This is a genomic window from Rhodococcus sp. MS16, assembly GCF_013277795.1.
In the GTDB taxonomy this organism is placed as follows: domain Bacteria; phylum Actinomycetota; class Actinomycetes; order Mycobacteriales; family Mycobacteriaceae; genus Rhodococcus_F; species Rhodococcus_F globerula.
In genome coordinates this window covers 532,361-555,199 of record NZ_VBTM01000003.1, presented here as the reverse complement: position 1 = coordinate 555,199, position 22,839 = coordinate 532,361, and the positions used below count along the sequence as shown (strand labels likewise).

At 61.6% G+C, this 22,839-nt stretch carries 18 protein-coding genes; 7 read left to right on the top strand and 11 right to left on the bottom strand.

The features are described from left to right. Position 1: 1 nt before the first annotated feature. From FEZ60_RS07640 to FEZ60_RS07600, 9 genes are all read right to left on the bottom strand, one after another. Positions 2 to 808 (bottom strand): GNAT family N-acetyltransferase, encoded by an 807-nt coding sequence (locus FEZ60_RS07640; protein WP_095888252.1) that lies wholly within the window; start codon positions 806 to 808, stop codon positions 2 to 4. Continuing rightward, a complete protein-coding gene (locus FEZ60_RS07635; RefSeq protein WP_141486516.1) occupies positions 798 to 1,949 on the bottom strand; it encodes a M20 family metallopeptidase in 1,152 nt (383 codons plus the stop codon). Before FEZ60_RS07635 ends, FEZ60_RS07640 begins: the two co-directional genes overlap by 11 nt. Beyond that, positions 1,946 to 5,296, bottom strand: a complete 3,351-nt coding sequence (locus FEZ60_RS07630) for a serine hydrolase (protein ID WP_172935815.1) — start codon at positions 5,294 to 5,296, stop codon at positions 1,946 to 1,948. The genes FEZ60_RS07635 and FEZ60_RS07630 overlap by 4 nt, the downstream gene beginning before the upstream one ends. Continuing rightward, on the bottom strand, positions 5,293 to 6,084 hold the full coding sequence (locus FEZ60_RS07625; protein WP_095888255.1) for an ATP-binding cassette domain-containing protein: 792 nt from the start codon (positions 6,082 to 6,084) through the stop codon (positions 5,293 to 5,295). The genes FEZ60_RS07630 and FEZ60_RS07625 overlap by 4 nt, the downstream gene beginning before the upstream one ends. Further along, on the bottom strand, positions 6,081 to 7,928 hold the full coding sequence (locus tag FEZ60_RS07620) for a dipeptide/oligopeptide/nickel ABC transporter permease/ATP-binding protein (RefSeq protein ID WP_242484466.1): 1,848 nt from the start codon (positions 7,926 to 7,928) through the stop codon (positions 6,081 to 6,083). Before FEZ60_RS07620 ends, FEZ60_RS07625 begins: the two co-directional genes overlap by 4 nt. 1 nt (position 7,929) lies before the next feature. After that, the gene (locus FEZ60_RS07615; RefSeq protein WP_242484465.1) at positions 7,930 to 8,943 is read right to left on the bottom strand and encodes an ABC transporter permease; all 1,014 of its coding nucleotides are present in this window, start codon (positions 8,941 to 8,943) and stop codon (positions 7,930 to 7,932) included. A 92-nt stretch (positions 8,944 to 9,035) separates the two neighbouring features. Beyond that, complete coding sequence (locus FEZ60_RS07610) at positions 9,036 to 10,469, bottom strand: ABC transporter substrate-binding protein (protein WP_242484464.1); 1,434 nt, start codon at positions 10,467 to 10,469, stop codon at positions 9,036 to 9,038. Positions 10,470 to 10,781: 312 nt separating this feature from the next. Next, the gene (locus tag FEZ60_RS07605) at positions 10,782 to 12,383 is read right to left on the bottom strand and encodes a helix-turn-helix domain-containing protein (RefSeq protein ID WP_141486513.1); all 1,602 of its coding nucleotides are present in this window, start codon (positions 12,381 to 12,383) and stop codon (positions 10,782 to 10,784) included. A gap of 28 nt (positions 12,384 to 12,411) precedes the next feature. Continuing rightward, positions 12,412 to 13,326: an SDR family NAD(P)-dependent oxidoreductase gene (locus tag FEZ60_RS07600; protein ID WP_033232345.1), complete on the bottom strand. Its 915-nt coding sequence runs from the start codon at positions 13,324 to 13,326 to the stop codon at positions 12,412 to 12,414. 84 nt (positions 13,327 to 13,410) lie between these two features. Here FEZ60_RS07600 and FEZ60_RS07595 point away from each other — a divergent pair, with 84 nt between their 5' ends. Next, positions 13,411 to 14,028, top strand: coding sequence for a TetR/AcrR family transcriptional regulator (locus tag FEZ60_RS07595; RefSeq protein ID WP_033232344.1), 618 nt, complete (start codon positions 13,411 to 13,413; stop codon positions 14,026 to 14,028). An 87-nt stretch (positions 14,029 to 14,115) separates the two neighbouring features. Then, positions 14,116 to 15,537, top strand: a complete 1,422-nt coding sequence (locus FEZ60_RS07590; protein ID WP_116102375.1) for a cytosine permease — start codon at positions 14,116 to 14,118, stop codon at positions 15,535 to 15,537. Here the strand turns inward: FEZ60_RS07590 and FEZ60_RS07585 are convergent. After that, a complete protein-coding gene (locus FEZ60_RS07585) occupies positions 15,418 to 17,031 on the bottom strand; it encodes a PucR family transcriptional regulator (RefSeq protein ID WP_172935814.1) in 1,614 nt (537 codons plus the stop codon). The genes FEZ60_RS07590 and FEZ60_RS07585 overlap by 120 nt on opposite strands. A gap of 106 nt (positions 17,032 to 17,137) precedes the next feature. On the opposite strand from FEZ60_RS07585, the gene FEZ60_RS07580 reads away from it, so the two are divergent. From FEZ60_RS07580 to FEZ60_RS07570, 3 genes are all read left to right on the top strand, one after another. Continuing rightward, positions 17,138 to 17,617, top strand: a complete 480-nt coding sequence (locus FEZ60_RS07580; RefSeq protein ID WP_172935813.1) for a nucleoside deaminase — start codon at positions 17,138 to 17,140, stop codon at positions 17,615 to 17,617. Beyond that, complete coding sequence (locus tag FEZ60_RS07575) at positions 17,614 to 18,570, top strand: 2-oxoglutarate and iron-dependent oxygenase domain-containing protein (RefSeq protein ID WP_033232342.1); 957 nt, start codon at positions 17,614 to 17,616, stop codon at positions 18,568 to 18,570. Before FEZ60_RS07580 ends, FEZ60_RS07575 begins: the two co-directional genes overlap by 4 nt. Positions 18,571 to 18,837: 267 nt before the next feature. Continuing rightward, on the top strand, positions 18,838 to 19,989 hold the full coding sequence (locus tag FEZ60_RS07570; RefSeq protein WP_045068640.1) for a magnesium and cobalt transport protein CorA: 1,152 nt from the start codon (positions 18,838 to 18,840) through the stop codon (positions 19,987 to 19,989). 48 nt (positions 19,990 to 20,037) lie between these two features. Here the strand turns inward: FEZ60_RS07570 and FEZ60_RS07565 are convergent, their stop codons facing one another. After that, positions 20,038 to 20,658, bottom strand: a complete 621-nt coding sequence (locus FEZ60_RS07565; RefSeq protein ID WP_092806276.1) for a hypothetical protein — start codon at positions 20,656 to 20,658, stop codon at positions 20,038 to 20,040. An 89-nt stretch (positions 20,659 to 20,747) separates the two neighbouring features. On the opposite strand from FEZ60_RS07565, the gene FEZ60_RS07560 reads away from it, so the two are divergent. Both FEZ60_RS07560 and ligD read left to right on the top strand, forming a co-directional pair. Continuing rightward, a complete protein-coding gene (locus FEZ60_RS07560; RefSeq protein WP_033232338.1) occupies positions 20,748 to 21,794 on the top strand; it encodes an ATP-dependent DNA ligase in 1,047 nt (348 codons plus the stop codon). Further along, positions 21,794 to 22,837, top strand: a complete 1,044-nt coding sequence (gene ligD, locus FEZ60_RS07555) for a non-homologous end-joining DNA ligase (protein ID WP_033232336.1) — start codon at positions 21,794 to 21,796, stop codon at positions 22,835 to 22,837. The genes FEZ60_RS07560 and ligD overlap by 1 nt, the downstream gene beginning before the upstream one ends. Positions 22,838 to 22,839 lie beyond the last annotated feature (2 nt).

Here is a 22,839-nt window from a genome sequence, read left to right as displayed (position 1 = left end):
GTCATTCTCCGGGTGTCGCTCGAGTTGTGGTGAACGTGTAGAAACCGCTGGGGTCGAAGCCGGTCGAGTGCCATTGCGTCGATGCCACGAGCGGCGCAAGATACTCACGAAGGGCATGCCGCCACACGAAGGCAGAGGCACGGTCGATCCTTCTCAGCTGCTCTATGTCCCTGGGTATTCCGACAGCGATGTCGGCGGCGTCGGGTGGGATCTGAATCATCCGCGGTTCGCCAGTTGCAGTGGGGTGGAGCACCTTCACAATATCGGTCAGGTTCGCGCTCGACCGCGGTCCGGGGGCGGAGCCGTTGAGGTTCCAGCTCACCAACATTCGATCAGTGGCATCACCGGAATTGATGCCGTCCGTCATCGAGCCGTAGAAGTTCGGAGTGTATTCGGAGGGCTCCGCGCCGAGGCGTTGGATGTTGAAGTACGCATTCCGTGCGACGAGGGGATCGAACGTCCACCGGATGGTGTGGACCCCGCGTTTCAGACACCAGTCCCGTTGATGAAACTTGAGTGTGCGGCCGATTCCCTGGCCGGCGAACTCGGGCAGTACTCCGGCGATATGTGAATGTAGAACCTCGCCGAAGGGTTCGACGAAAAAGCCGACACAACCGCCGATCAAACTGTCCTCGGCAAACACTCCGACCACGTAGTGGCCGCCGTGGTGGAGTGCGATGAGCATCGCAGTGCCGAAATGCGCAGGGCCCGGACTGGTGGCCCAGATCTTGTCGAAAACTGCGGAGAGTTCGTCGATTTCGTGGACGTCGACCAGTTCTCGGAACGTGATTGTCGGGCTACTCGACACGGGAAATACCTTCTGTCGTGATCGACCGGATCATGCCTGCCAGCAGTGCTGTTCTCGGTGCGATCGCGGATATACGTGCATGCTCGGTCTCGGCATGGGCGCCACCACCGACGCCGCCCAGGCCGTCGAGGGTGGGAATTCCGAGCCCGGCGGTGAAGTTCCCGTCCGAGGCGCCGCCGACGGCGATTCCTATGGGCGGAGTCAGATCATTGTGGAGCGCAACATGTTCCGCGAGCGCCAGCAGCGTCGCAGACATGGCCGCTTCCAGGGGTGGCCGGTTCACTCCACCCGATACCGTGATCGCCGCATCGGGATGGCGTGTGCACAGGCTTCTGATGTTCGAGTCCACGCGGTGCTGCTCGGCCGCACTGGTCGCGCGCACGTCGATGTCGACACATGCTTCGGCGGGAACGGTATTGGTTGTGGTTCCGGCCGAAAGCACTGTAGGTGTGACCGTGGTGCCCAGATCAGGGGCCGACATTGCAGCGATGGTGATGACCAGGTGAGCGAGCTCCACTGCGGCGTTGATGCCCTTTTCCGGCTCCAAGCCGGCATGAGCCGCGCGACCGGAGACCTGAATTCGATACAGTGACACACCTTTACGGGCAGTCTTGAGCTCGCCGTTGTCGCCGCCGGCTTCCAGGACGAGCACCGCCCCCGCTGCACATTCTTCGATCAACGAGCGCGAAGTGGGTGAGCCGATTTCTTCGTCCCCGGTGATCAGCAGTGTCACGCCGTCGAGCGCGTCGACGCTGTGTAACTCCCGGACCAGGGCAAGCGCGTGAATTGCCTGAACAACACCAAGTTTCATGTCGAGCCCGCCGGGACCCCGCAATGCGCCGTCGGTGACGGTTGCAGGCAGGCGCGCCAGGGTGCCGATCGGCCAGACCGTGTCGTGGTGTCCGAGAAGCATCAATTGTGGCGGTGACGTTCCGAAGTTGACCAGCAGATGGGTCCTGCCCTCGACCACAATGGACTCTGCCCGCGCGCCGAGTCGCTCGTGGACGAGGTCCGCGGTGGCCTTCGCGCTGCGGGTAACCGCGTCGAGGTCGTTTGACGGCGACTCGACTTCGATGAGCGTGAGGGCGTCGTCGATGATCTGGGGGAGGCGCTGTTCGGCGAGCTCCAGTAGTGCGGTCATTTCTCGCTCACCCGTGGGTATGCGCGGCTTCCGAAATGCAGCAACTGCGTACTCGCCTTGCCGGAGAACGTGATCCGAGACCAAGCCGACATCTGCGGCAGTCTGGTTGCAAAGACTCCTGGCCGAACTTCCAGCAGATCGAGATCCGCCGATGTGGTGATCTCCTCGGAGCCGGACGGATTGGTGTGCTCGGTCCGGGTGACTTTCAGGGAGTTACCTTTTCGTTCGACCGCAAAATCGGTAGCCGCATCACGGAAGATGCCGCACAGCGTATCCAGTTCAGCGGCAGAGGATGTCGTGCGATTTTCGGCATCGCCAGGTGAGAACTCCGGCGTAGCTCTCACGCCGGCGATCGACTCCGCGACTTCGGCACGGATGTCACCCGACAGTGCGTCCATCGCTCCGCCGTTGGTCATGAGAACAAGTGCAACACCGCACGACGGAATGACATCCAAATATGCCTGCTGCCCGAGTGTCGCACCCTTGTGGCCGTGTACGGGCACCCCGTCCCAATCGTCGAGTAGCCAGGTCGTTCCCATTCCGTCGGCGGCGCTCGCGACGTCTCCGATGGGCATGTGCTGCTCGATCATGGCGAGATGCGTCGAGCGACGCAGGAGGACGGGATCGTCACGCATCGAATCTTGTGCGAACAATAGTAGATCTTCGGCGCTGGAAGTGATGAGGCCGGCCGGACCCATGGAGCGAGTGATCAGGAAGTGTGGTGTCGGCTCGGTCTTTTCGGCAACGTCGACGTGGCCGACTGCCGCAGAGTGCAGCGCCGTCTCCTCCGGCAAGGTGGTGGTGTGGCGCAGCTCGAGCGGCTCGAGTATTCGGTCCCGCAGCACTGCATCCCAGGTTTGCCCGCGCAGGACTTCGACGATGCGCCCGGCAATTGCAAATCCGGTATTGCAGTACGACCAGCCGGCGCCGGGCGGAAAGATCTGCACTACCGATTTCAGCTCTGCCACATAATGTTCCAGGCAGTCGTCGCCACGCCCGTTGTCGAGGAATACGTCACCGTCGATTCCGCTGGTATGGGTCAGCAGGTGACGCGTCGTGATCGACGTGCTTGCGGCTTCGTCGGCAACTGCGAAGTCCGGCAGGACTTTCCGGATCGGTGCATCGAGGTCGAGCTTTCCTTCCTCGACGAGTTGCATGATCAGGGTAGCTGTCCAGACCTTGCTGATCGACCCCATCTGGAACACCGTGTTCGGCGTGACGGCAACGCCCGTGCGGGTACTGACAACTCCGGACGAGACGACAGTGCGCTGGAATCCGCTGCGCGTGGTCGTCAGAATCCCCAGCGATGCTCCGGGGACACCGTACTTCGTGGTGAGTGTGTCGAGTCGGTACTGCCAGTAGTCTCGATCGACACTGCGGCGTGTGGGGTACGGCGACAGGTGCCGCTCGATCCAGTCGACAAGGCGGGCAGCGTAATCGACCCGGTGTGACGGCCGGCCCGTGAGGACAAATGCATGTGACGCGTCGGGATAGACCACAAGTTCGGTGTCAACACCGGCCAGACGGAGTCCACCGAACCACTGTTCCGCCTGGTTGACCGGGCACAGGACGTCGCTACCGCCGTGGAGGACAAGTGTTGGGGTCGTCACCTTCGCGACACGGCGAATTGGCGCGAGTTCATCTGCCCGCGAAGTGAACTGATCGAATTCGAGCGTCTGCAGAAGAATGCCTGCGTCGGAAGCGCCCACGATGTGTGCCAAATCGCAGACGAGCCCACCGGCAACCGCAACGGCAAATCTATCCGTGGTTGACGTCAGCGCGGCTGTCATGAATCCGCCGTAGCTGTAGCCGACAACCGCCAGTTGAGCTGGATCGGCAACGTCCTCGGCGATCAGAGTGTCGATCGGTTCGAGGAGATCAGCGCGGTCAGCCTCCCCCCACGCGTCGTGAACGCCGTCGAAGAAGGAATTCCCGTAGCCGTCGCTACCGCGAGGGTTGATCATCAGGATCGTGTAGCCACGGCTGACCAGTGCGCCGTGATACGGATTCATCAACGACGGCGTACCCGTCCACGCATTGTGCGGGCCGCCGTGAACGTCGAGAACCAGCGGGCCTGCGCCACCGACGTTCGGATCGCGCAGTATCCAGGCCTGAACGCGGGTGCCGTCGCTGATGTCGAACCAGCGCTCGGTGGCTTCCGGAAATTCGATGTGCTGTGTTGTCGTCGAATTCAGATCGGTGACGTTATCGACGTCGAGGGTGTCTACATCGACAGTAGCGATTTCGGCGAAGGACGTTGCCGTGGTCAAAGAAACGACAGCGTGGCGTCCGGAAACGGCGAGCCCGGAGATCACAGTTTGCCCGCCGGTCAGAAGTGGCTTGACAGAACCTGTTTCGAGATCGAGACGGTGAAGCTCCGTGGAGCCGTGGTGTCGAATGCAGAAGACGATGGTGCCGTCCTCGGTGAAAGCCGGTGCGGCGCCCGGGTATCCGGTACCGCCGGGCATCACATTGCGATCGAGATCGGCGGTGAGGCTGCGATCGGCAACCTGTCGGTCGCGATGGAGCAGTAGTAACTCGTTGTTGTGGATTGCCGGGACGTGCCAGCCGACAGCGACCACAGCGGTGGCGTCGGACGTCCACAGCAGCGGGCCAACCACGCCGGTTGCCTTTCCCAACATACTTGGAGGGGAACGGAGTTCGGTGACCGAGATGATCCATGCCGAGGTAGCCATGGTCACGTCGGCGTCGTCGTCCATCGCTGCGGTGAAGGCCAGTTCCCGCCCATCGGGGCTGTACACGTGGTGGGATGCGTCCCAGTCGCCATCAGTCAGACACCGAGACGCGCCGTCGGTGAGGTCGAGTTCGAAGAGGTGCGCCCGTATGTTCGCGCGGATACCCGATCCGTCGACCTTGTAGTTGAGCCGACGGGTGACGAGGGGACGAGTGGACGTCGATACCGCGCGGTCGACGGAGGCGACAAAGGCAATCCGGCCACCGTCCGGCGAGAACACGGGCGCTCCGGCGCCGAGTGGGAATTGTGCCGAGGTAGTCAGCTGCTTCGGCACACCGCCGGCCGCGTCGACCGTCCACAGTTGCGGAATGCCCGCGGAATCGGGTCGGACGAATATCAACTGCGTCGAGCCTGGTCGCCACGCCGGCGACGTGTCGGAGGGGCCGGCCGTGAGCTGCACCGCTGGGGAAGCCAACCAGATCGAGTGAGCAGTGGTGTCGTCGTCGAGGTGTGATTCGGTACGTACATAGGCGATTCGGCCCGATGTGGAGACGGCGATGTCGGACGGTGTCACCACAGAGGTGTAGTCCTCGATGGTTGCCGCACGCCGGCCAGGTGTCTTCGGTGTTGTCGGTGTTGTCGGTGTTGTCATCGGAACATCGGCTCCCCGAGTTGTGGAACAGCGGACAGGAGTGTGGCGGTGTACTCCTCACGAGGAGAATCGATCACGTCGAGTACCGGGCCGTGCTCGACGATTTCACCTCCGAACATCACCGCAACGTGGTCGCAGACATAGCGGATGACGGCAAGGTTGTGGCTGACGAACAGGACAGTGAGCCCGAGCTGCCGCTGTAGGTCCATCAACAGATTGAGGACGGAACCCTGCACGGAAACATCCAGTGCAGAAGTGATTTCATCAGCGAGCAGCACTGACGGCGCAGCGGCGAGCGCTCGGGCCAGGGCAACGCGTTGTCTCTGACCGCCCGACAATGAAGCCGGGTAGTCGTGAGCTTTTTCAGGCGGCAGGCTGACCGTGGTGAGAAGCCTCGCGACTTCGGCGGCCCGCTCTCCTCGACCGCGTCGTGCCCGGTCACGTCGCTCGGTGGCGCGAAGGGCCTCGGCAAGGGACTGGCCGATGGTCATTCTGGGGTCGAGGCACGAATACGGATCCTGGAAGACCATCTGAATACGGTGGCGTAGTAGTGCATTTGCACCGCGCGCGTGAGCGACGTCGACACCGTCCAGCAGGATCGAACCCGAACTGGGCTCGGCCAGTCCTACGGCTGCACGTGCCAGAGTGGACTTGCCGGAACCGGATTCACCGACGAGGCCGACTACCGATCCCGACGGGATGACGAGGCTGACGTTCTTGACGGCGTGGAATCGCCGGGAACCACTGCCCAGGTGAACGTTGACCTCACGAAATTCCATATTGCTCATCGCATCTCCTCGGCGAGCGACATCAGATCGTCCAACTCGACGTCGACGGCGCTTCCGGAACCCTGTGCCTGCCACGCTTCGTCGACTGTGGCCAGTGGCTTGTCACGATCGGTGGTCATGGTGGGAACCGCGGCAAGAAGTGCCTTGGTATACGGATGCTGTGCGCGTCCGCCGATCAGGTCGTCTACGGCGATGTCCTCGACTATCTCGCCGGCGAACATGACCAGTACCCGTGTACAGATTCCCGTGATGACAGCCATGTCGTGGGAGATCAGGAGGATGGCGGCGCCGGTTTCCTCGCGGACGTTGTGCAACAGCCCGAGAACCTCCCGTTGCACGGTGACATCGAGGGCGGTGGTGGGTTCGTCGGCGATGATCAGTGCCGGTGTTCCCATCAGACCCATCGCGATCATGGCACGCTGACGCATGCCGCCCGAGAATTCGTGTGGATACTGTTGTGCGCGCCGCTCGGCATCGGGGATCTTGACTGCAGTCAAGCGGTCGACCGCCGCCTTCTTGGCTTCGGACTTGCTCATTCCTTCGTGAAGCCAACCGATCTCGGCAACCTGATATCCGACTTTGAGAGACGGATTCATCGACGACATCGGATCCTGGAACACCATTGCCAGACGAGTGCCGAGCTGGCGGGCGACGGTGCGTGACGATCCGTTGTCCGGTCGTACCCCGTCCTTCATCAACACGGTGCCGTCGAACTCGATCAGACCGGCATCGACCACGGTGGGGTGGTCGGTGAGTTGTGCGATTGCCATGCAACTCAGCGACTTTCCGGATCCTGATTCGCCGACAATGCCGACGGTCTCGCCGCGTCCTACGGTGAAGCTGATGTTGTTGACAGGTCGACGCCATTCACCGTTCCCGGGGACGGCGACCGACAGGTTCCGAACGGTGAGCACGGCATCATCTGTTTCCGGTATCGAATCCGACGCCGCGCCGCTGGCGTTGAGTGGCGTCCACTTCGGGAGGGCGCGGGTGAGCGGACTGCGCACGCCTGCGCCGCGAGCGATGGCTTCGCCGACCAACGTGAAGGTCAGACCGGCAAGAACCACGGCAATCCCAGGAGCCAGCGCGGTAGCGGGGTTCACGAAGATCTTGGACAGGCCTTCGTTGAGCATCCGCCCCCAGTCGAACGAGGGTGGCTGAATGCCCAACCCGAGGAAGGACAGGCCGGCAAAGACGACCAGACCGGTTCCCACAGCGATGGTGGCGTTGACGATGAGAGGTTCACGGATATTCGGGAGGATGTGACGGAAGAGCAAGCCAGGTTTGGTGATCCCGAGGATTCGGGCCGCATCGATGAAGTCGCGCCCGTTCACCGACGACGCGAGTGCGTAGGTCAGACGTGCAAACGCCGGCGCGATCGCGAGACCGATCGCGATCACCGCACTTCCTGCACCCTGCCCGAAGATGATCAGGAGGAAAATGGCCAGGAGCAATCCGGGGAAGGCAATCGCAAAGTTGAGGAATGCCACGACGATTCGGCCGATCCATCGAGGAGCGAGTGTGGGGAGTGTGCCGAGGGCGATCCCGAGTGTGACGCCGAGGCTTACAGCTCCGAGAGCCATGGCGACAGACAAGCGGGCTGCCGTCATGGTTCGGGCGAAGACGTCGCGTCCGCCGGCGTCGGTGCCGAAGAGGTGTTCGGAACTTGGACCTTGTGAGAGGGCGCGCGGATTGCCGGCAACTGCGGCGTCACCCCAGATGATCGGTCCGAATATCACCAAGGCGATCAGGGCAACGAGAGCGCTGGCAGCCAGGATTCCGAGTGGAGTACGCAGAGTTGCAACGATCCAGTGTCGTTGAGTGGTTGTCGGTGAGCTGCTCAACTCAGTTCTCCCGGATCGTGGATCGTGGGTCGATGAGCGCAAGCACCACGTCGACGATGAAGTTGACCAGTAGGACGATGCTGCCGTAGACCACAACCAGGGTCTGAGCGAGGGGGTAGTCCTTCTCGGTGATGGACTTGACCAGCGCCAAACCCATTCCCGGCCAAGCAAAAATGCTCTCGACGAGTACCGTGCCCGCGATCAGGCCACCCAGGAGCAGCCCGGCGAGGGTCAACGTCGAGGTGAGCAGATTGGGCATCGCGTGGCGGAAGTACAGACGCGCCATCGGCATTCGTTTCGCGCGAGCGGTCCGGATGTAGTCCATGTCCAAGACCCCGAGTGCCTCGGCGCGAACGATGCGAGACATGGAGGCCGTAGCTCCGATCGACATCGCGGCAACCGGAAGAATGTAGGTTTCGATGCCGCCTCGTCCCGCAACCGGCAGGATCGGGAACGTGACGGCAAAGAGGTAGACCAGGGCTGTACCGAACATGAACTCGGGAACGACGGCAAGAGCGCCTGACGTTGCCGTGTAACCGATCTCGACTCCGCGTCGGCGCCCGCCTCGCGTCAGGGCCGCGAAGGCGAGCCCGATCGGAATTGCCAGCACCAGCACGGTGATGACGGTGAGGACGGCAAGTTCGAGGGTGGCGGGCAAGCGTGAACCGATCACCTCGAGGACCGGAGTCCTCAATGTGATCGAATCGCCGGGATCCCCCGTCAGTAACCCGCCGATGAATCGAAAGTACTGCTGCCACAAAGGAAGGTCGTAGCCAAGCGCAGACCTCGTCGACTCCACGAGTTCGACGGGTGCGTTCATCCCCAACGCCAACCGAACCGGATCGCCCGGAATCAGTTGGAGCATCAGAAAGGCAGCCGTCACCAGTGCCCAGAGGGAAATCACGAAGGTGCCGAAACGACGTAAGAGGTACGCCGGCCAGCTGTTTGCGTCGAATCGTTTTGTTCGAACTATCGGCGCCGAAACGGATTTCACGGCTTCACGCATTGCGCTCATGGCTGTCTTTTCGAGGTGTCGGGAATGAGGAGACAGGCGCTACTCACGGGCAGCGGCCGGGACTCGATGAGTCTCCCGGCCGCTGATACCGCTTACTGGTAGAGCCGCAGGGCGGAACCGACGTACGTGCGACCGAACGCGAGACCGGCGTTCTTGAAGTACACAGTCGTGAGCTTGTCTGCGAACGGCACCGCCGACACGGACTTGATGATCTGCGATTCTGCGTCAGCCCACGCTGCACAGGCGTCGTCGCCGACCAATCCTGATGCCTTGGCGGCTGCCGCGTCGTACTCGGGGTTGGAGATCGAGGAGAAGTTGAGTCCCTCGGCAGGCGCCGGTCCGGACAGGAACGGAACCAGCATGCTCGGCAATGCCACGTTGATCGGCTCCCACGCGACGTCCCACGCGGTGTTGTCCTTGCCACTGAGCAGTACGTCGACGATCTTGTTGGAATCGCCGCCGGTGATCACGACGGTTGCGCCGAGTTCTGACCATGCCTGTTGGGCGAGGTCGGCTGCAGCGTTTGTCGAATCGCCGAAAGTCTCGTAGGTGAGGCGGATGTTCAGCGGAGCGCCGTCCTTGCTTCGCTTCCCATCGGAGCCGGCTGTCCATCCGGCGGCGTCGAGGGTTGCCTTTGCGGCACTGAGATCGAAGTCGGGAAGGTTACCCTCGATCGAGTTGTATGTACATGCGCGCGGTTCGACGGACACCATGCTGGTCGAACGCTCGCCTCGGCCGCCGGTGAACACCTCGGTCAAGTCGTCGAGGTTGAGTGCCTGCACAAGGGCTTTACGTACGGCCGGGTCGCTGGTCGGGTTTCCAGCGATGTGGTTGAAGAACATCTCACCGCCCGGCGACGGGCGTTTCACGGTGGTCAGGTTTGCCGAGTCGAGTCGATCCTGATCCGGTCCGGAAACCTCGGCAGCATTCAGATCGCCGGCCAGGAGTTGATTCGTGGAGGTACTGGCGTTGGTGACGATTGTGGCGACCACGTCCTTCGGCACACCCGCCGTCGACGATGTTGTGTCATCCGGACCCCAGCTGTAACCGTCGCGGCGAGTGTACGAGTAGTGATCATTTGCCACGGCCTCGGTCATCGTGAACATGCCGGAACCGATCGTGGCCTTGTTCGCGGCCGTCGGATCGTCGAGTCCGGCGTCGCACATGATCGGTACGCGAGCCAGATTCAGCATGAGGAACGGCGACGGTTCCGGGGTGGACACGGTGACGGTCCGCGCTGCGACATCGGCTGTGGCACTCGCGGTTTTCGGGACGTAGACACCGCGAAGTGCAGATCCCTTGGATTCGTCGGTGATGAAGCTGATGTTATCGGCGACGGTCTGAGCCGTGAGCGCAGATCCGTCGGAGCAGGTGACGCCGTCACGAATCGTGAACTCGACCGAAGTCGGTGTCTCGGTCCATTTCTCGGCGAGCCAGGGCTGGGTGACGCCAGTCTCGGGGTTGGGGTAGACGAGATTGTCGTAGCTCAGCCGCGCCAGTTCGTGTGCGGGCGTCGCAGCTGTCATGAGTGGGTTGAGCGCTCCGGGATCCGCGCCCAGCGCAAGCGTGAAGGTGCCGTCGGTAGCGGGTTCACCACCACCGTCACCTGAACCTGATGCTGCCCGAAGAACACGCGGACAGCAGAAGAACCGCGCCGGTTCCGGCAGCGAGTAGTGCGTAGGACCGTTGTTTCATGGTGCCTCCGAGAATGAAAGCCTGACCCGAGCGAAACCACGTGCAGCGGGCGCGGAATGAATGACGACCGCTTGATCCTGTCGCACCGAGAGGATCAGGGCATCGTCGTCTTCTACGAAAATTCGGAGGGTTCTTGTAGTGACCTACGAAGGATTCGGATAAAACAGACGAATCTGGAGCATTAGGCTGAAACGCGTCTCCGCGTCATTGAGGTCGATTCCGGCAATTCCGGCAAGCTTCTTGAGTCGATAGCGAAACGTGTTCACATGGACGTGGATCAGAGCCGCCGCGGCGGGAATGTCACCGAACGTGTCGAGCCACGCCCGAAGAGTCTCCACGAGGTTGATGTCGTGTTCGCTGTCGTACTTCTGTAGTAACGCGAGCGGCCCGGACGGTTTCTCGTTCTCGTCGGCCAATGCATCGGACAAACGAAGCAACAGTGAATCGATCGGCACATCTGCGGCCCGGGCGACATTGCGGAGTGTGGAATTCCAACTCGATCGCAGAACCCGCAGAGCGCGGTCGGCCTCACCCCGTGATGTCTCCAACGATCGCGCGCCGGTCACTGTCGTCCCGATCCCGATGACAACAGATCTCTGGGATCGACTCCGGTCGGCGAACTCGGACGCGATGTGCCGTATGTAGTCGTCGTCGGTCTGTTTCCGGGTGTGCGGGACGACGGCGTAGACCGTGCCGCCGATCGGAGCCGCAATCGACATCGGAAATGATTGGTGCAGAAAAGTATTGAACGACGAGGCGAGATTGTCGACGTCGGCTTCGGCGTCCACCGGCACATCCGTATTGGATCGGAAGGCAGCGGCAAGCACTGTCGCCTTGGCGCGTCCGTATCCGAGTCTCTCGGCGGCCGCTTTGGCCGCAGTTCCACCGTCGAGCAACGTGATTACCTCACTACGACGCAGTCGCTTGGCAGAATCGGCCGCAAGCCTGGCACGGAGCATGCTCATCGCAGCTACGGTGGCGGCTTCGACCAGTGCTTTGACCTGCACATCGTTGGGCTCTTCGTCCACTATCACCCAGATCGATCCGAGAATCTGCGTTGCCGCATGGATTCTCATGCCGACCCGGGGTCTGACGCCGGGCCCGATGCTGGGCAGGAAGACCGGCAGGGCAGATCCGTAGATCCGATTGAAGACACCCAAGGACCGGAGCTGGTCGGAATAGTGCTGCGGCACTTGGTGACCGAGAACGCTCTGTTTGCGGGCCTCGTCGCCGCGCGCCTGATCCGCCGAGAATGCGAGGATGCGGCTGGACGGATTCTCGATCGTGACAGGACCGTTCATCACGTGTGCGATCGAATTGGCAAGATCGAACAGATCGGCTTCGGCGGTCGACGTCTGATCACCGCGAGTTCCGGATTCCAGGATCTCGTTGATCAAGGATGCGCTCTGGAGCCAGCTCGCATCCTTGATCATGCCGAGTAGTGCGATGTCGGCGTCGTCGAGCGCCAGAGCAACGTCGTCGACGATGTTCAGTGGCTCTTTGACGATCAGCGCTGCGGCGCCGGCGGCACCGTATTCCCTTATCGCCGTGGCGATGTCGACGGTGCCGACAAGGCCGGCGCCGAGAACGACAGCGCCGGCGCTGCCGCGGACCGACTGCGGGCCCTCGTGCAGGACTACATGGCTGAACGTGCGGGCGCTGGTGACGCGACTACCGCCGCGCAGGAACGTCATACCGAGTCTGTCGACGATGTCGACTATCGATACTCCGCTGCTCGTACGCACGATCACACTCTACGGGCAGGGAGGTCGCTCAGGCTGAAGGTTGCTCGGCCACTGCCTTCCCCACGAAACGGTGGGTCTGATCGAATGCAGCGGCTACCTGGATCGAGTTGGTCATGTCACTGATTTCAGCCCAGCGTTCGGCGACCACCTCGGGCGAGAGCGCCTCCTGCGGGATGTAGACGCCCTGCGACTCCTCCATCCGGGCGATCGCGAACACGCCGGCGCCGGCGCTGAGGATCGTCTTGGTTGGTGCGTCCTCGGAGACCATGAACAGCGCGCCCGGTGAGATCGACTCGGGAGCAAGGAGTGCAAGGGTCTTCTCGTCGAGCAGGTCCTCGGTCATGCGGGTAGCCGCCGTCGGGGCAAGTGAGTTCACACGAATGCCCTTGCGCTCACCTTCGATGGACAACACGTTCATCAAACCGACGACGCCCGACTTGGCGGCGCCGTAGTTGGCCTGGCCGAAGTTGCCGTAGATGCCCGACGCGGACGTGGTCATGAGAATACGGCCGTAGTTCTGCTCGACCATGTGCGGCCAGACAGCCTTGGACACGATGACCGAACCCATGAGGTGAACGTCGATGACCTTGCGGAAGTCGTCCAAGTCGGCCTTGATGAACGACTTGTCGCGCAGGATGCCGGCGTTGTTGATGAGGATGTCGACGCGCCCCCACTTCTCGATAGCAGCGGCGACCATGGCGGCAACTGCGTCGGCGTCGGTGATGTCGCAGTGATCTGCAAGCGCTTCGCCGCCAAGAGTCTCGATTTCGGCTACTACCTTCGCGGCTGCGGTATCGGCGCCGCCACTGCCGTTGACGGATCCGCCCATGTCATTGACCACAACGCGTGCGCCGCGAGCGGCGAGCGCCATGGCGTGAGCTCGGCCGAGACCGCCGCCTGCACCAGTGATGATCGCGACCTTGCCTGAGAAATCCAATGACATGGGAAAAACCTCTCTGATCTGGGATACTACTGAGTATTACTATGTCAAAATGTGGAAACAAGTCAAGGCAGTGAAGGGCGAACGATGAGTGCTGACGCACCTGATATGCGCTCGGTGATCATCGAGACCGCGGCAGACGCATTTGCGGCAGACGGATATGCCGCCACGACCATTGACGACCTCGCCGATCGCGTCGGCGCCACCAAGGGTCTTGTCTACTACCATTTTCGGTCGAAATTCGATATCTACCTGGCTATTTTCGAGCAGGGTATGAGCAGGCTCAGAGCGGAAGTCGACGGAGAAGTGGCGGCGGGCGGCACCGGATTGGTCAAGCTCGCGGCGATGTCGCGGGCGCATCTGATCAATCTCATGACGCACCTCGGACATCATCATGCAATCCACCAGGGCGTGCGGGGGCAGATGAGTTCGGCGCTCAAACCGCGCCAGCAGCAGGCGCTCGTCGAACTCAACGCTCTGCGCTTGGACTACGAGAAGCTTTTCGAACAGGTGATGATCGAAGGAGTCGCAGACGGTTCGATCCGCGCCTCGTCACCGCGCATGGCGGCAAAGGTTCTGCTCAGTAGCCTTAACGGTATCGATCTCTGGTATCGCCGTCGCGAGGGCCAGTCGGTCGCCGAAACCGAGGCGCTGGCAGACGAGATCGTCGAACTCCTGATCGGCGGGTTGCGCGCGGAACACTAGCGCGGCGCCAGACTGTCCGTAGAACTGACTGTCGTGGCAGACAGTCTGTCGGTTGTCGCAGCTCTCGCCTCACCCCAAGGTTCTCTTATGGCAATTACCGAGGGTGTAACCGGCGAGCAGACCGGGGTGGATCGCGAGTACGGAGATCGCGTACTTGCCGTCGAACCTGGCGGAAACGAGTTCATTCCCGACGAGGATCGCCACGGCACCCCTGGTCAGCTGTTCTGGACGTGGATGTCCCCGAACCTCGAATTCGCCACGATCTTCATCGGAGTTCTATCCGTATCCGTATTCGGGATGACGTTCTGGCAGGCGACGCTCGGACTGGTCATCGGAACCGCTCTCGGTGCGGCCGCGCACTTCGTGCTGTCGGCACGCGGACCGTTGCACGGTGTGCCGCAAATGGTGCTCGGCCGATTGGGTTTCGGATACCGAGGTAACGCTCTGCCGTCGGCGTTCATGTCGATCATGTGCGGCGTCGGATGGTTTGCAACCAACAGTGTCAGCGGCGCTTTTGCGCTCAACACCCTGACCGGATTGCCGCCGGTGCCTTCACTGTTGGTGATCGTCGTCATCCAGACCGTGTTCGCTTTCTTCGGGCACAACCTGGTTCAGGCTTTCGAGCGATATGCGTTTCCCGTACTTGCCGTGATCTTTGCCATCACTGCGATTGTCATTCTGACAAAAGCCAATCCAGGTGCGCCGGCGATCGAGGGCGGCGTCGGTGGACTCGGCGGTTTCCTCCTTACCGTAGGCACCGCGTTCGGGTACGCCGCCGGGTGGACGCCCTATGCCGCTGATTACACGCGCTACCTTCCGGCGTCGGTCTCGACATTCCGAACAGGTCTGTTCGCGTCGGCCGGACTGTTTGTCTCCTGCGTGGCACTGTCGGTGGTCGGTGCGGCATCGGTCACGATCGGCGCGCCGTCGTCGGATAACCCTGCCGACGCGTTCACATCCAATCTTCCTTCGGCACTTGCCAATCTGACGCTACTGGCCATCGCGCTCGGTGCCGTCGCCGCGAATGCGCTCAATGTCTACTCCGGCTCGATGGCCTTTGTGACCATTGGATTGAAACTCCCGGTGAAAACGCAGCGAGCCATGGTCGCGATGGTTTTCGGAGTTGTCGGATTCCTGGTTGCGTGGTGGGCACTCGCCGACGCAGCAGCAAGCTACGAAGCTTTCCTCCTTGTTGTCGCCTACTGGATCGGTCCGTGGCTCGGCATCATGTTCGCCGACCAATACCTGCGCCGCGGGCAGCGCATCGACAATCTCCTCTACGACCCGGAACACACCAACTGGGGTGGATTCTCAGCTTTCGTGATCGCACTCCTCACCTCGGTTCTGCTGTTCTCCAACCAAGAGAAGTTTGTCGGGTACGTCGTACGGTCAGTGCCCGAGCTGGGCGACATTACGTTCTTCGTGGGATTTGTCATCGCGGGCGGGCTTTACCTCCTCGTCAACGGTTCGAAGATCTCGCGCGACAAGCCGGTGAGCGCACAGCGCTAGAAGCAGAGTCGCGTACATCGACGGCGCCGACGGGTCGTATCCGAGTAGCGCCCGGATACGGTCGAGTCGCTGATAGAGCGATTGCCGGCCCAGGTGCAGCGCAGCCGCCGAACGTGTTGCGCTGCAACCATGACGGAGATGAACCTCGAGTGTTCTGGTGAGATCACTCGAATGGGTGTCGTCCCAGGAAATCAGGGGAGCGACGACGGCAACCATCCGCTCCCGAACGTCCACCGGCAACTGGTCCACCGCGAGTTCCGGGGCCAGTTCACGAGTGGTTGTCACCACGCGCCCGGCGAGCCAGGTCCGACGAGCCGACGTCGCAAGGCGAAGCCCTGATCGGGCAGCATGAAGTGCCGCACTGACCTCGGACGGAGTGAACGCACATGGGTATCCGATCACCACCGTGACTCCGTCGGTGATGTTGGACGACAGGGATGTTCCGAATGCCGCACTCACGGCTCCGACAGCATCGATCGTCTTGGCCGGCACTGCAACAAGACCGAACGTGCTGGCATGTACTTCGGCTCCCAAGTTCGGTTGGCCGAGGAGTTTGGCCGCGGAATCGAGGAGGCGAGTGGCGATTCGCGCACCAGGGGAGTCGATCGCGATCGCAACGACGCGGTGGCCGGGAGTGGGATGGAACCCAGCGGCCGCGGATCTGACGCGAAGGTCGATCTGCCGTACGTCGGTGCGCTCCAGCAGATCCGACACGAGAGTAGCGGCCGCCCGCTGGGGACGACCGGTCAGGTTTCCCGAATAGGTCAGTGCCAACCCCAATGAACCGGCTGAGCGCTGCAACAGCCCGTGCAACGTTGCCGGATTCAGTGTCGAACCAGGCCCGGCCGTCAGAGTCCCCCAGGCTCCGTCTCTGGAATGGATAGCGGCAGTGGCAGTTCCGGCGTCAGCGGCACGCCAGGCTGACCGATCGTCGTCGACGCCATGTGCTGCGACGAGGGCGCCACTGCCGCTTGTCACGATCAAAGGGCACCCCGTTACGTTACTGATGCGCTCGAGCAGAGTGGCCACACCACTGCCCGCCATCAACTCGAGTTCGAGCACGCGAGCGAGATCATTTCCCAGGCGCAGCACAGCGACTTCACGCGAAATGATTTCGGTATTTGCGTTCTGACACAGTTCGATGAAAGGGACAACAGTCCGGAGTGCGATCAGCGGCATTCCCATGATCGCCGCTTCCTCGATCATGTCCGACGGAATCGCGTCGAAGGTTCGGCCGAGTTCTACGGCAACTCCGGCGACGTTTCGGTTCCCGACCTCTCGCAGATAGTGCCGCCTGGTCCCCGGATCGACCCCGGACAGACCCAAGCCGGTGGTGAGCAACAACTCGTCCCCGGACAGCAACGGGCTGATCTCGTAGATCTCGCTCGAATGGACCCAGCGGACCACACGTCCCAACTGGCTGCCACCGGCCAGAACCTGTGGATCGGCCCCACGGAACTGGTTGTCGAGTAGCTCGCGCACGGTCAGAGTCATCGGTTGGGCGTTCCTCACTCTGGGCGACAGTATGTCCACACTAGGGGCGGCTCGTTACAACAATGTGTCAGTTGTGGATGTAGTCGGAACAGCAGAAAGTAGAGGGATGTCGACGACTGTGACGAGCGCTTCCCGCGCTCTCGACCCCCAGACAATGTTGCAGGCAGCGATATCCGAGGCCGAACTCGGCCGCAGTGAGGGCGGAATTCCCATCGGTGCGGCACTCTTCGCGTCCGACGGCACCCTTCTCGGTAGTGGACGAAACCGTCGAGTCCAGCACGACGATCCGTCGGTGCACGGTGAAACCGACGCCTTTCGTGCGGCCGGAAGGCAACGTGACTACCGGCAGACCATCATGGTCACCACGCTCTCGCCGTGCTGGTACTGCAGCGGGCTCGTGCGTCAGTTCAACATCGGATCCGTGATCGTCGGTGAAAGCGTGACATTTACCGGTGGGCACGAGTGGCTCCGCGAAAACGGGGTGTCTGTCACCGTTCTGCGAGATCAACACTGCATCGATTTGATGGCCGAGTTCATCGAAACAAACCCGGCACTGTGGAACGAAGACATCGGAGTAGCGGAATGAAGGCTGTATCGACCGTGGATATTTCCCTCTGGCGGGCGGGCGGTCCGGGCGCTGAAGCTGTCGCGCGTGAGGTGGACGAAGGGCTGCAACGTGCGGGCTTCCTTCTCGTGCGCGGGCATGGGATCACCCGCGAACTTGCCGCAGACGTGCGAGCCGCGGCCCGGAAGTTCTTTGCGCTACCCGAGTCGACCAAAGCGAAGTACGCCGCAATAGTCGGTGAACGCGGATGGATCGGCCCGGGGATGGAGGCCAACGGCTACTCGGAGGGAACCGAGACCCCGCCGGATCTCAAGGAGACCTTTGCGATCGGGGCTGAAACTCGGACGGGCGATCCGCTGGTCGACGACGTCTGGTTTCTCTCCAACGTCTGGCCGAGCGAGGTTGCCGAACTACACGAGCTCTTGACCGTCTACACCGCGCAGATGCGTCGACTGTCGGACGATTTGCTGGAGATGTTCGCAGCTGCACTAGGTTTGGCGAACAACCCGTTCGACGGGCTTGCCGACCTCCCCACGTGGACGTGCAACATCAACCATTACCCACCGATGAGCGTCGTGGGTGAGCCTGAGCCGGGACAGTTCCGCATCGGTCCGCACACAGACTTCGGAACGGTGACAGTTCTCGATCGTGAGCTCGGATCCGGTGGACTGCAGGTGTACACGGACGAAGGCGGATGGGAAGACGCCCCGTACGACGCAGAAGCGTTGACGGTCAACATCGGAGACCTCCTCGAATACTGGAGTGGGAAACGCTGGCCGTCGGGCCGGCACCGCGTACTTCCTCCCCAAGCGGACGCTCCGGAGGAAGATCTGGTCTCGCTCATCTACTTCTACGAACTCAATCACGATGCGCTAGTCACCCCGTTGGAGTTGCCGATCGGGCGAGTGTCCGGCCTGGAACCCGTCGTGTCGGCCGATTTCATCAAACTCAGGCTGGACGCGATCACTCTCTAGTCGGCGAGAATCCCTGGTTTGTCCCGTTCTCGGAAGAGGGGTAGTGTGTGGGCGTCGTGCGCCGTCCGAGCGCATGGCGAATGAGCAGTAATTCAGGGAAGAGGAGGTGTGGCTTGTAATGCGTGGCCAACCTCCGAGTACCAACTGAAGCTGTAGATCGCCCGGGTTGCCGGGTATTTTGCTGCAGCTTCATCGTGTGTTCATCGGCCTCTGCTTCACTGTGAAGCGCGCCTTGGCCGTTCACTCTTCCTTGAAAGCTGTTGCAGCATGTCTGAATTCAAGTCCCGCCGGTCGTCCTTCCCGCGTCGCTCGGCAGGTTTCGGTGATAGTCGAACCGGTCACACGCCCGTCGCCCGCACCGTCGTGAAGGCCGCAACGACCGATGCGATTGCGCCTGTGGAAGCCACGGTCGTGAATAGTGGTGTGTACCGCGACGGAGCTCGGATCGCGTCGCCGTCCACCCTCGCCGAAGCGTTGTCGTGCCTGCCGGATTCGCAGTCGATGGCATGGATCGGGCTGTACCGTCCCGACGACACTCAATTGTACGCTGCAGCACAGCATTTCGATCTTCACGAGTTGGCTGTCGAAGACGCGATTGCCGCACATCAACGTCCCAAGCTCGAGCGATACGGTGAGACACTCTTTGTCGTGTTGCGCGCTGCGCGCTATCGCGACGAGACCGAACGCGTCGAATTCGGTGAACTGCATGTGTTCTGCGGTCCCAACTTCGTTCTTACTGTCCGCCACAGTGAATCACCGGATCTCACGGCCGTGCGAACCAGAATGGAGAACGATCCCGATCTCCTCCGTCTGGGGACCGAAGCTGTTCTCTACGCAATCCTCGACGCCGTCGTCGACGGCTATGCGCCGGTTGTCGCCGGCCTGCAGAACGACATCGACGAGATCGAGACCGAGGTATTCAGCGGCGATCCCGGAGTGTCGCGTCGTATCTACGAATTGACCCGTGAAGTGATCGAATTCCAGAGAGCCACACGGCCGTTGCTCGGCATGCTGCGTGGGCTGTCGGCAGGATTCGACAAATACCACACGGACGAAGAACTGCAGCGCTATCTTCGCGATGTCACCGACCACGCGACAACAGTGGTCGAGCAGGCCGACGGGTTCCGTCAACTGTTGGGAAACATCCTGACCGTCAATGCAACCCTGGTATCGCAGAATCAGAACGAGGAAATGCGAAATCTCACGCAGGCGAGTTACGCGCAGAACGAGGAGATCAAGAAAGTGTCGGCCTGGGCGGCAATTCTCTTTGCCCCGACACTGATCGGAACTGTGTACGGCATGAACTTCGACGACATCCCGGAACTTCACTGGCAGTTGGGCTATCCGTTTGCGCTCTCGATGATGGTGCTGACGTGTGGAAGTCTCTACACGATTTTCAAGCGGCGAGGCTGGCTCTGACCGTGCGCCTTTATCAACCGCGGGCGGTTGATAAAGGCGCACAACAGGTTAGAGCGTTGCCGTGCAAACGGTGAACTTGCGTTCGGCGTGCTCGAATCCCGAATCTGCTTCGGAACCACAATCTTCGATGGACGTCGAACCCTGGAGGATTTCGATTACCTGGACTACGTCGCTTCCCGAATCGGCGCAGTCGATACGGGCCGGCTCGTCGTCGAGGCCACCCGGTCCTAGATCCATGCATCCGCCGACGACCCAGTCGATGTCGAGACAGACCGCGCCCTGTTCCTGGCCGAGCAGAGTCTCGTAGTAGGTCTGATCGATGTCGGACGCGCACTCATCCGACGTGGGGGCTTTGGCGACAACCTTGTAGTTGGATTCGTCGCTGCCGCACACGGCGTGGTCGATTTCGGCGTCGTTCGTGGTGCCGCCGATCTTGACGCAGTCGCCGATGTTCACGTCGATATCCACGTCGCCGCCCGCGTCGGTGCCCTCTTGGCCGTCGATCTTCGAGGTGGTGGTGCTCGCTGACGTGGTGGTCGAATCTGCCACGGTGGATGATGATTCCGCGATGGCTTTAGGCTCGACGTCAGATCCGCACCCAGTGGCGAAAATGGCGATTGCAGACGTCGCGATCAGTGCTGTGCACAGCCGTCCGACGATTCCGGACATTCAAGTCTCCCTTGCTGATCTTGGATTATTCGGGCTCTATTCCACTTCACTGCTAGTCGAATAGCGAATCGGGCTGTCAGTATGAGTGGGTGGACCTCCCTCAGATGCCGCCGCTCGCCCCGATGTTGGCGAAGGCCGCTACGACAGTGCCGGTACAACCCGAATCCGACCAGCCGACGTGGTCGTACGAACCGAAATGGGATGGCTTTCGGTCGATAATCTTCCGCGACGGGGACGAGGTAGTCCTCGGTTCACGCGGAGGAAAAGACCTGGCTCGGTACTTCCCCGAAATCGTCGAAGCGGTGAAGGCGGAACTGCCGGACAAATGTGTGGTGGACGGCGAGCTTGTCGTGCCCCGGGAAGTGAACGGCGTGACGCGGCTGAGTTGGGAAGCGCTGTCCGAGCGCATCCACCCCGCAGCCAGTCGAGTGACGCTGCTCGCCGAACAGACACCAGCGCAATTTGTCGGATTCGACCTGTTGGCGTTGGGAGATCGGGACGTAGCCTCCGAAGATTTCACCGTTCGACGCGCATTGCTGGTCGACACGATCGGCGGCGGTCCGAGCTGTCATGTCACAGCTGCAACTTTCGACAGCGGTGAGGCGATGCGGTGGTTCGAGATGTTCGAAGGCGCTGGTCTTGACGGTGTGATCGCCAAGAAGCTGGTCGGCCCCTACCTGCCGAACAAGCGCGAGATGATCAAGGTCAAGCACGCCAGAACCGCGGATGTCGTACTGCTCGGATACCGTCCGCACAAGAGTCAACCGGGTATCGGTTCGATGCTGCTGGGTTTGTTCGACGGCTCCGATTTGAAGATGGTCGGTGGCGCTTCGGCATTCACCGCGGCGCGGCGAATCGAGTTGCTGGAAGAACTCGAACCACTACGCGTCGGCGACGACGTGGTGGCGGAAGGCGAGGCAAGTCGATGGAAGTCGGCCGCCGATCGCTCGTGGGTCCCGCTCCGCCCGGAGCGGGTGTTGGAAGTGGCATACGACCAAATGGAAGGGGAACGCTTCCGGCACGCAGCGCGCTTTCTGCGGTGGCGTCCGGATCGGGTTCCCGACGAGTGCACGTTCGATCAGTTGGAGGTTCCGGTGCGGTACGACTTCGCGGATGTCCTTGCAGGTGGTGTGTGATGGCCAGTCCGGCAGTGGAACTGGATGTCGACGGAATCGCGGTCCGTCTCTCCAGCCCCGACAAGATCTACTATCCGCAATTGGGCACCGACGGCGGGACCAAGCGTCATCTTGTGGAGTACTACCGCACAGTGGCGTTGCAGGGCGCCGCGGTGGCCGCCCTGAAGGATCGACCGACACACCTGCAACGCTTTCCCGACGGTATCGAGGGCGAAGAGGTCTACCAGAAACGATTGCCGGCGAAACGACCTGAACATGTCGAATCCTGTGAGGTGACGTTTCCGTCCGGGCGCAAGGCCGACGTCCTCCGAGTGCAGAACGCTGCCAACATCGTGTGGGCGGCAAACCTCGGAACCATCACGTTTCATCCGTGGGCAGTGCGCTGCCCGGACACCGATCATCCCGACGAATTGCGGATCGATCTTGATCCGCAGCCCGGAACCGGTTTTGCGGAGGCCGTCGCGATCGCCGACGAGGTACTGCGTCCACTTCTCTCGGAACTGGGCCTGGAAGGGTTCCCCAAGACGTCCGGTGGACGGGGCCTGCACGTCTACATTCCGCTCGCGCCGCGTTGGGATTTCATCGAGGTTCGACACGCGGGAATTGCACTGGCTCGTGAAGTCGAACGACGCAGCGGCGATCGGGCGACAACGGCCTGGTGGAAGGAAGAACGTGGTGAGCGGATCTTCATCGACTTCAACCAAAATGCCAGGGACAGAACGATTGCCGCGGCCTATTCTGCGCGCAAAACTCCGATTGCAACCGTGTCGACGCCGGTGACGTGGGACGAACTGCGCGACGTACACCCCGACGACTGCACTATCGCGACGGTCCCGAATCTGCTCGCCGACCGCGGTGATCCGATGGCAGCGATGCACGAGAAGGCCTTTGAACTCGATGTTCTCCTGGAAATGTTCGAGAAGGACATCGCAGCAGGATTGGGAGACCTCCCATATCCGCCCAACTACCCCAAAATGCCGGGTGAACCGAAACGGGTACAACCGAGTCGCGATCGAGATCGGAAGCAGACAGAAACCGAGTAGCG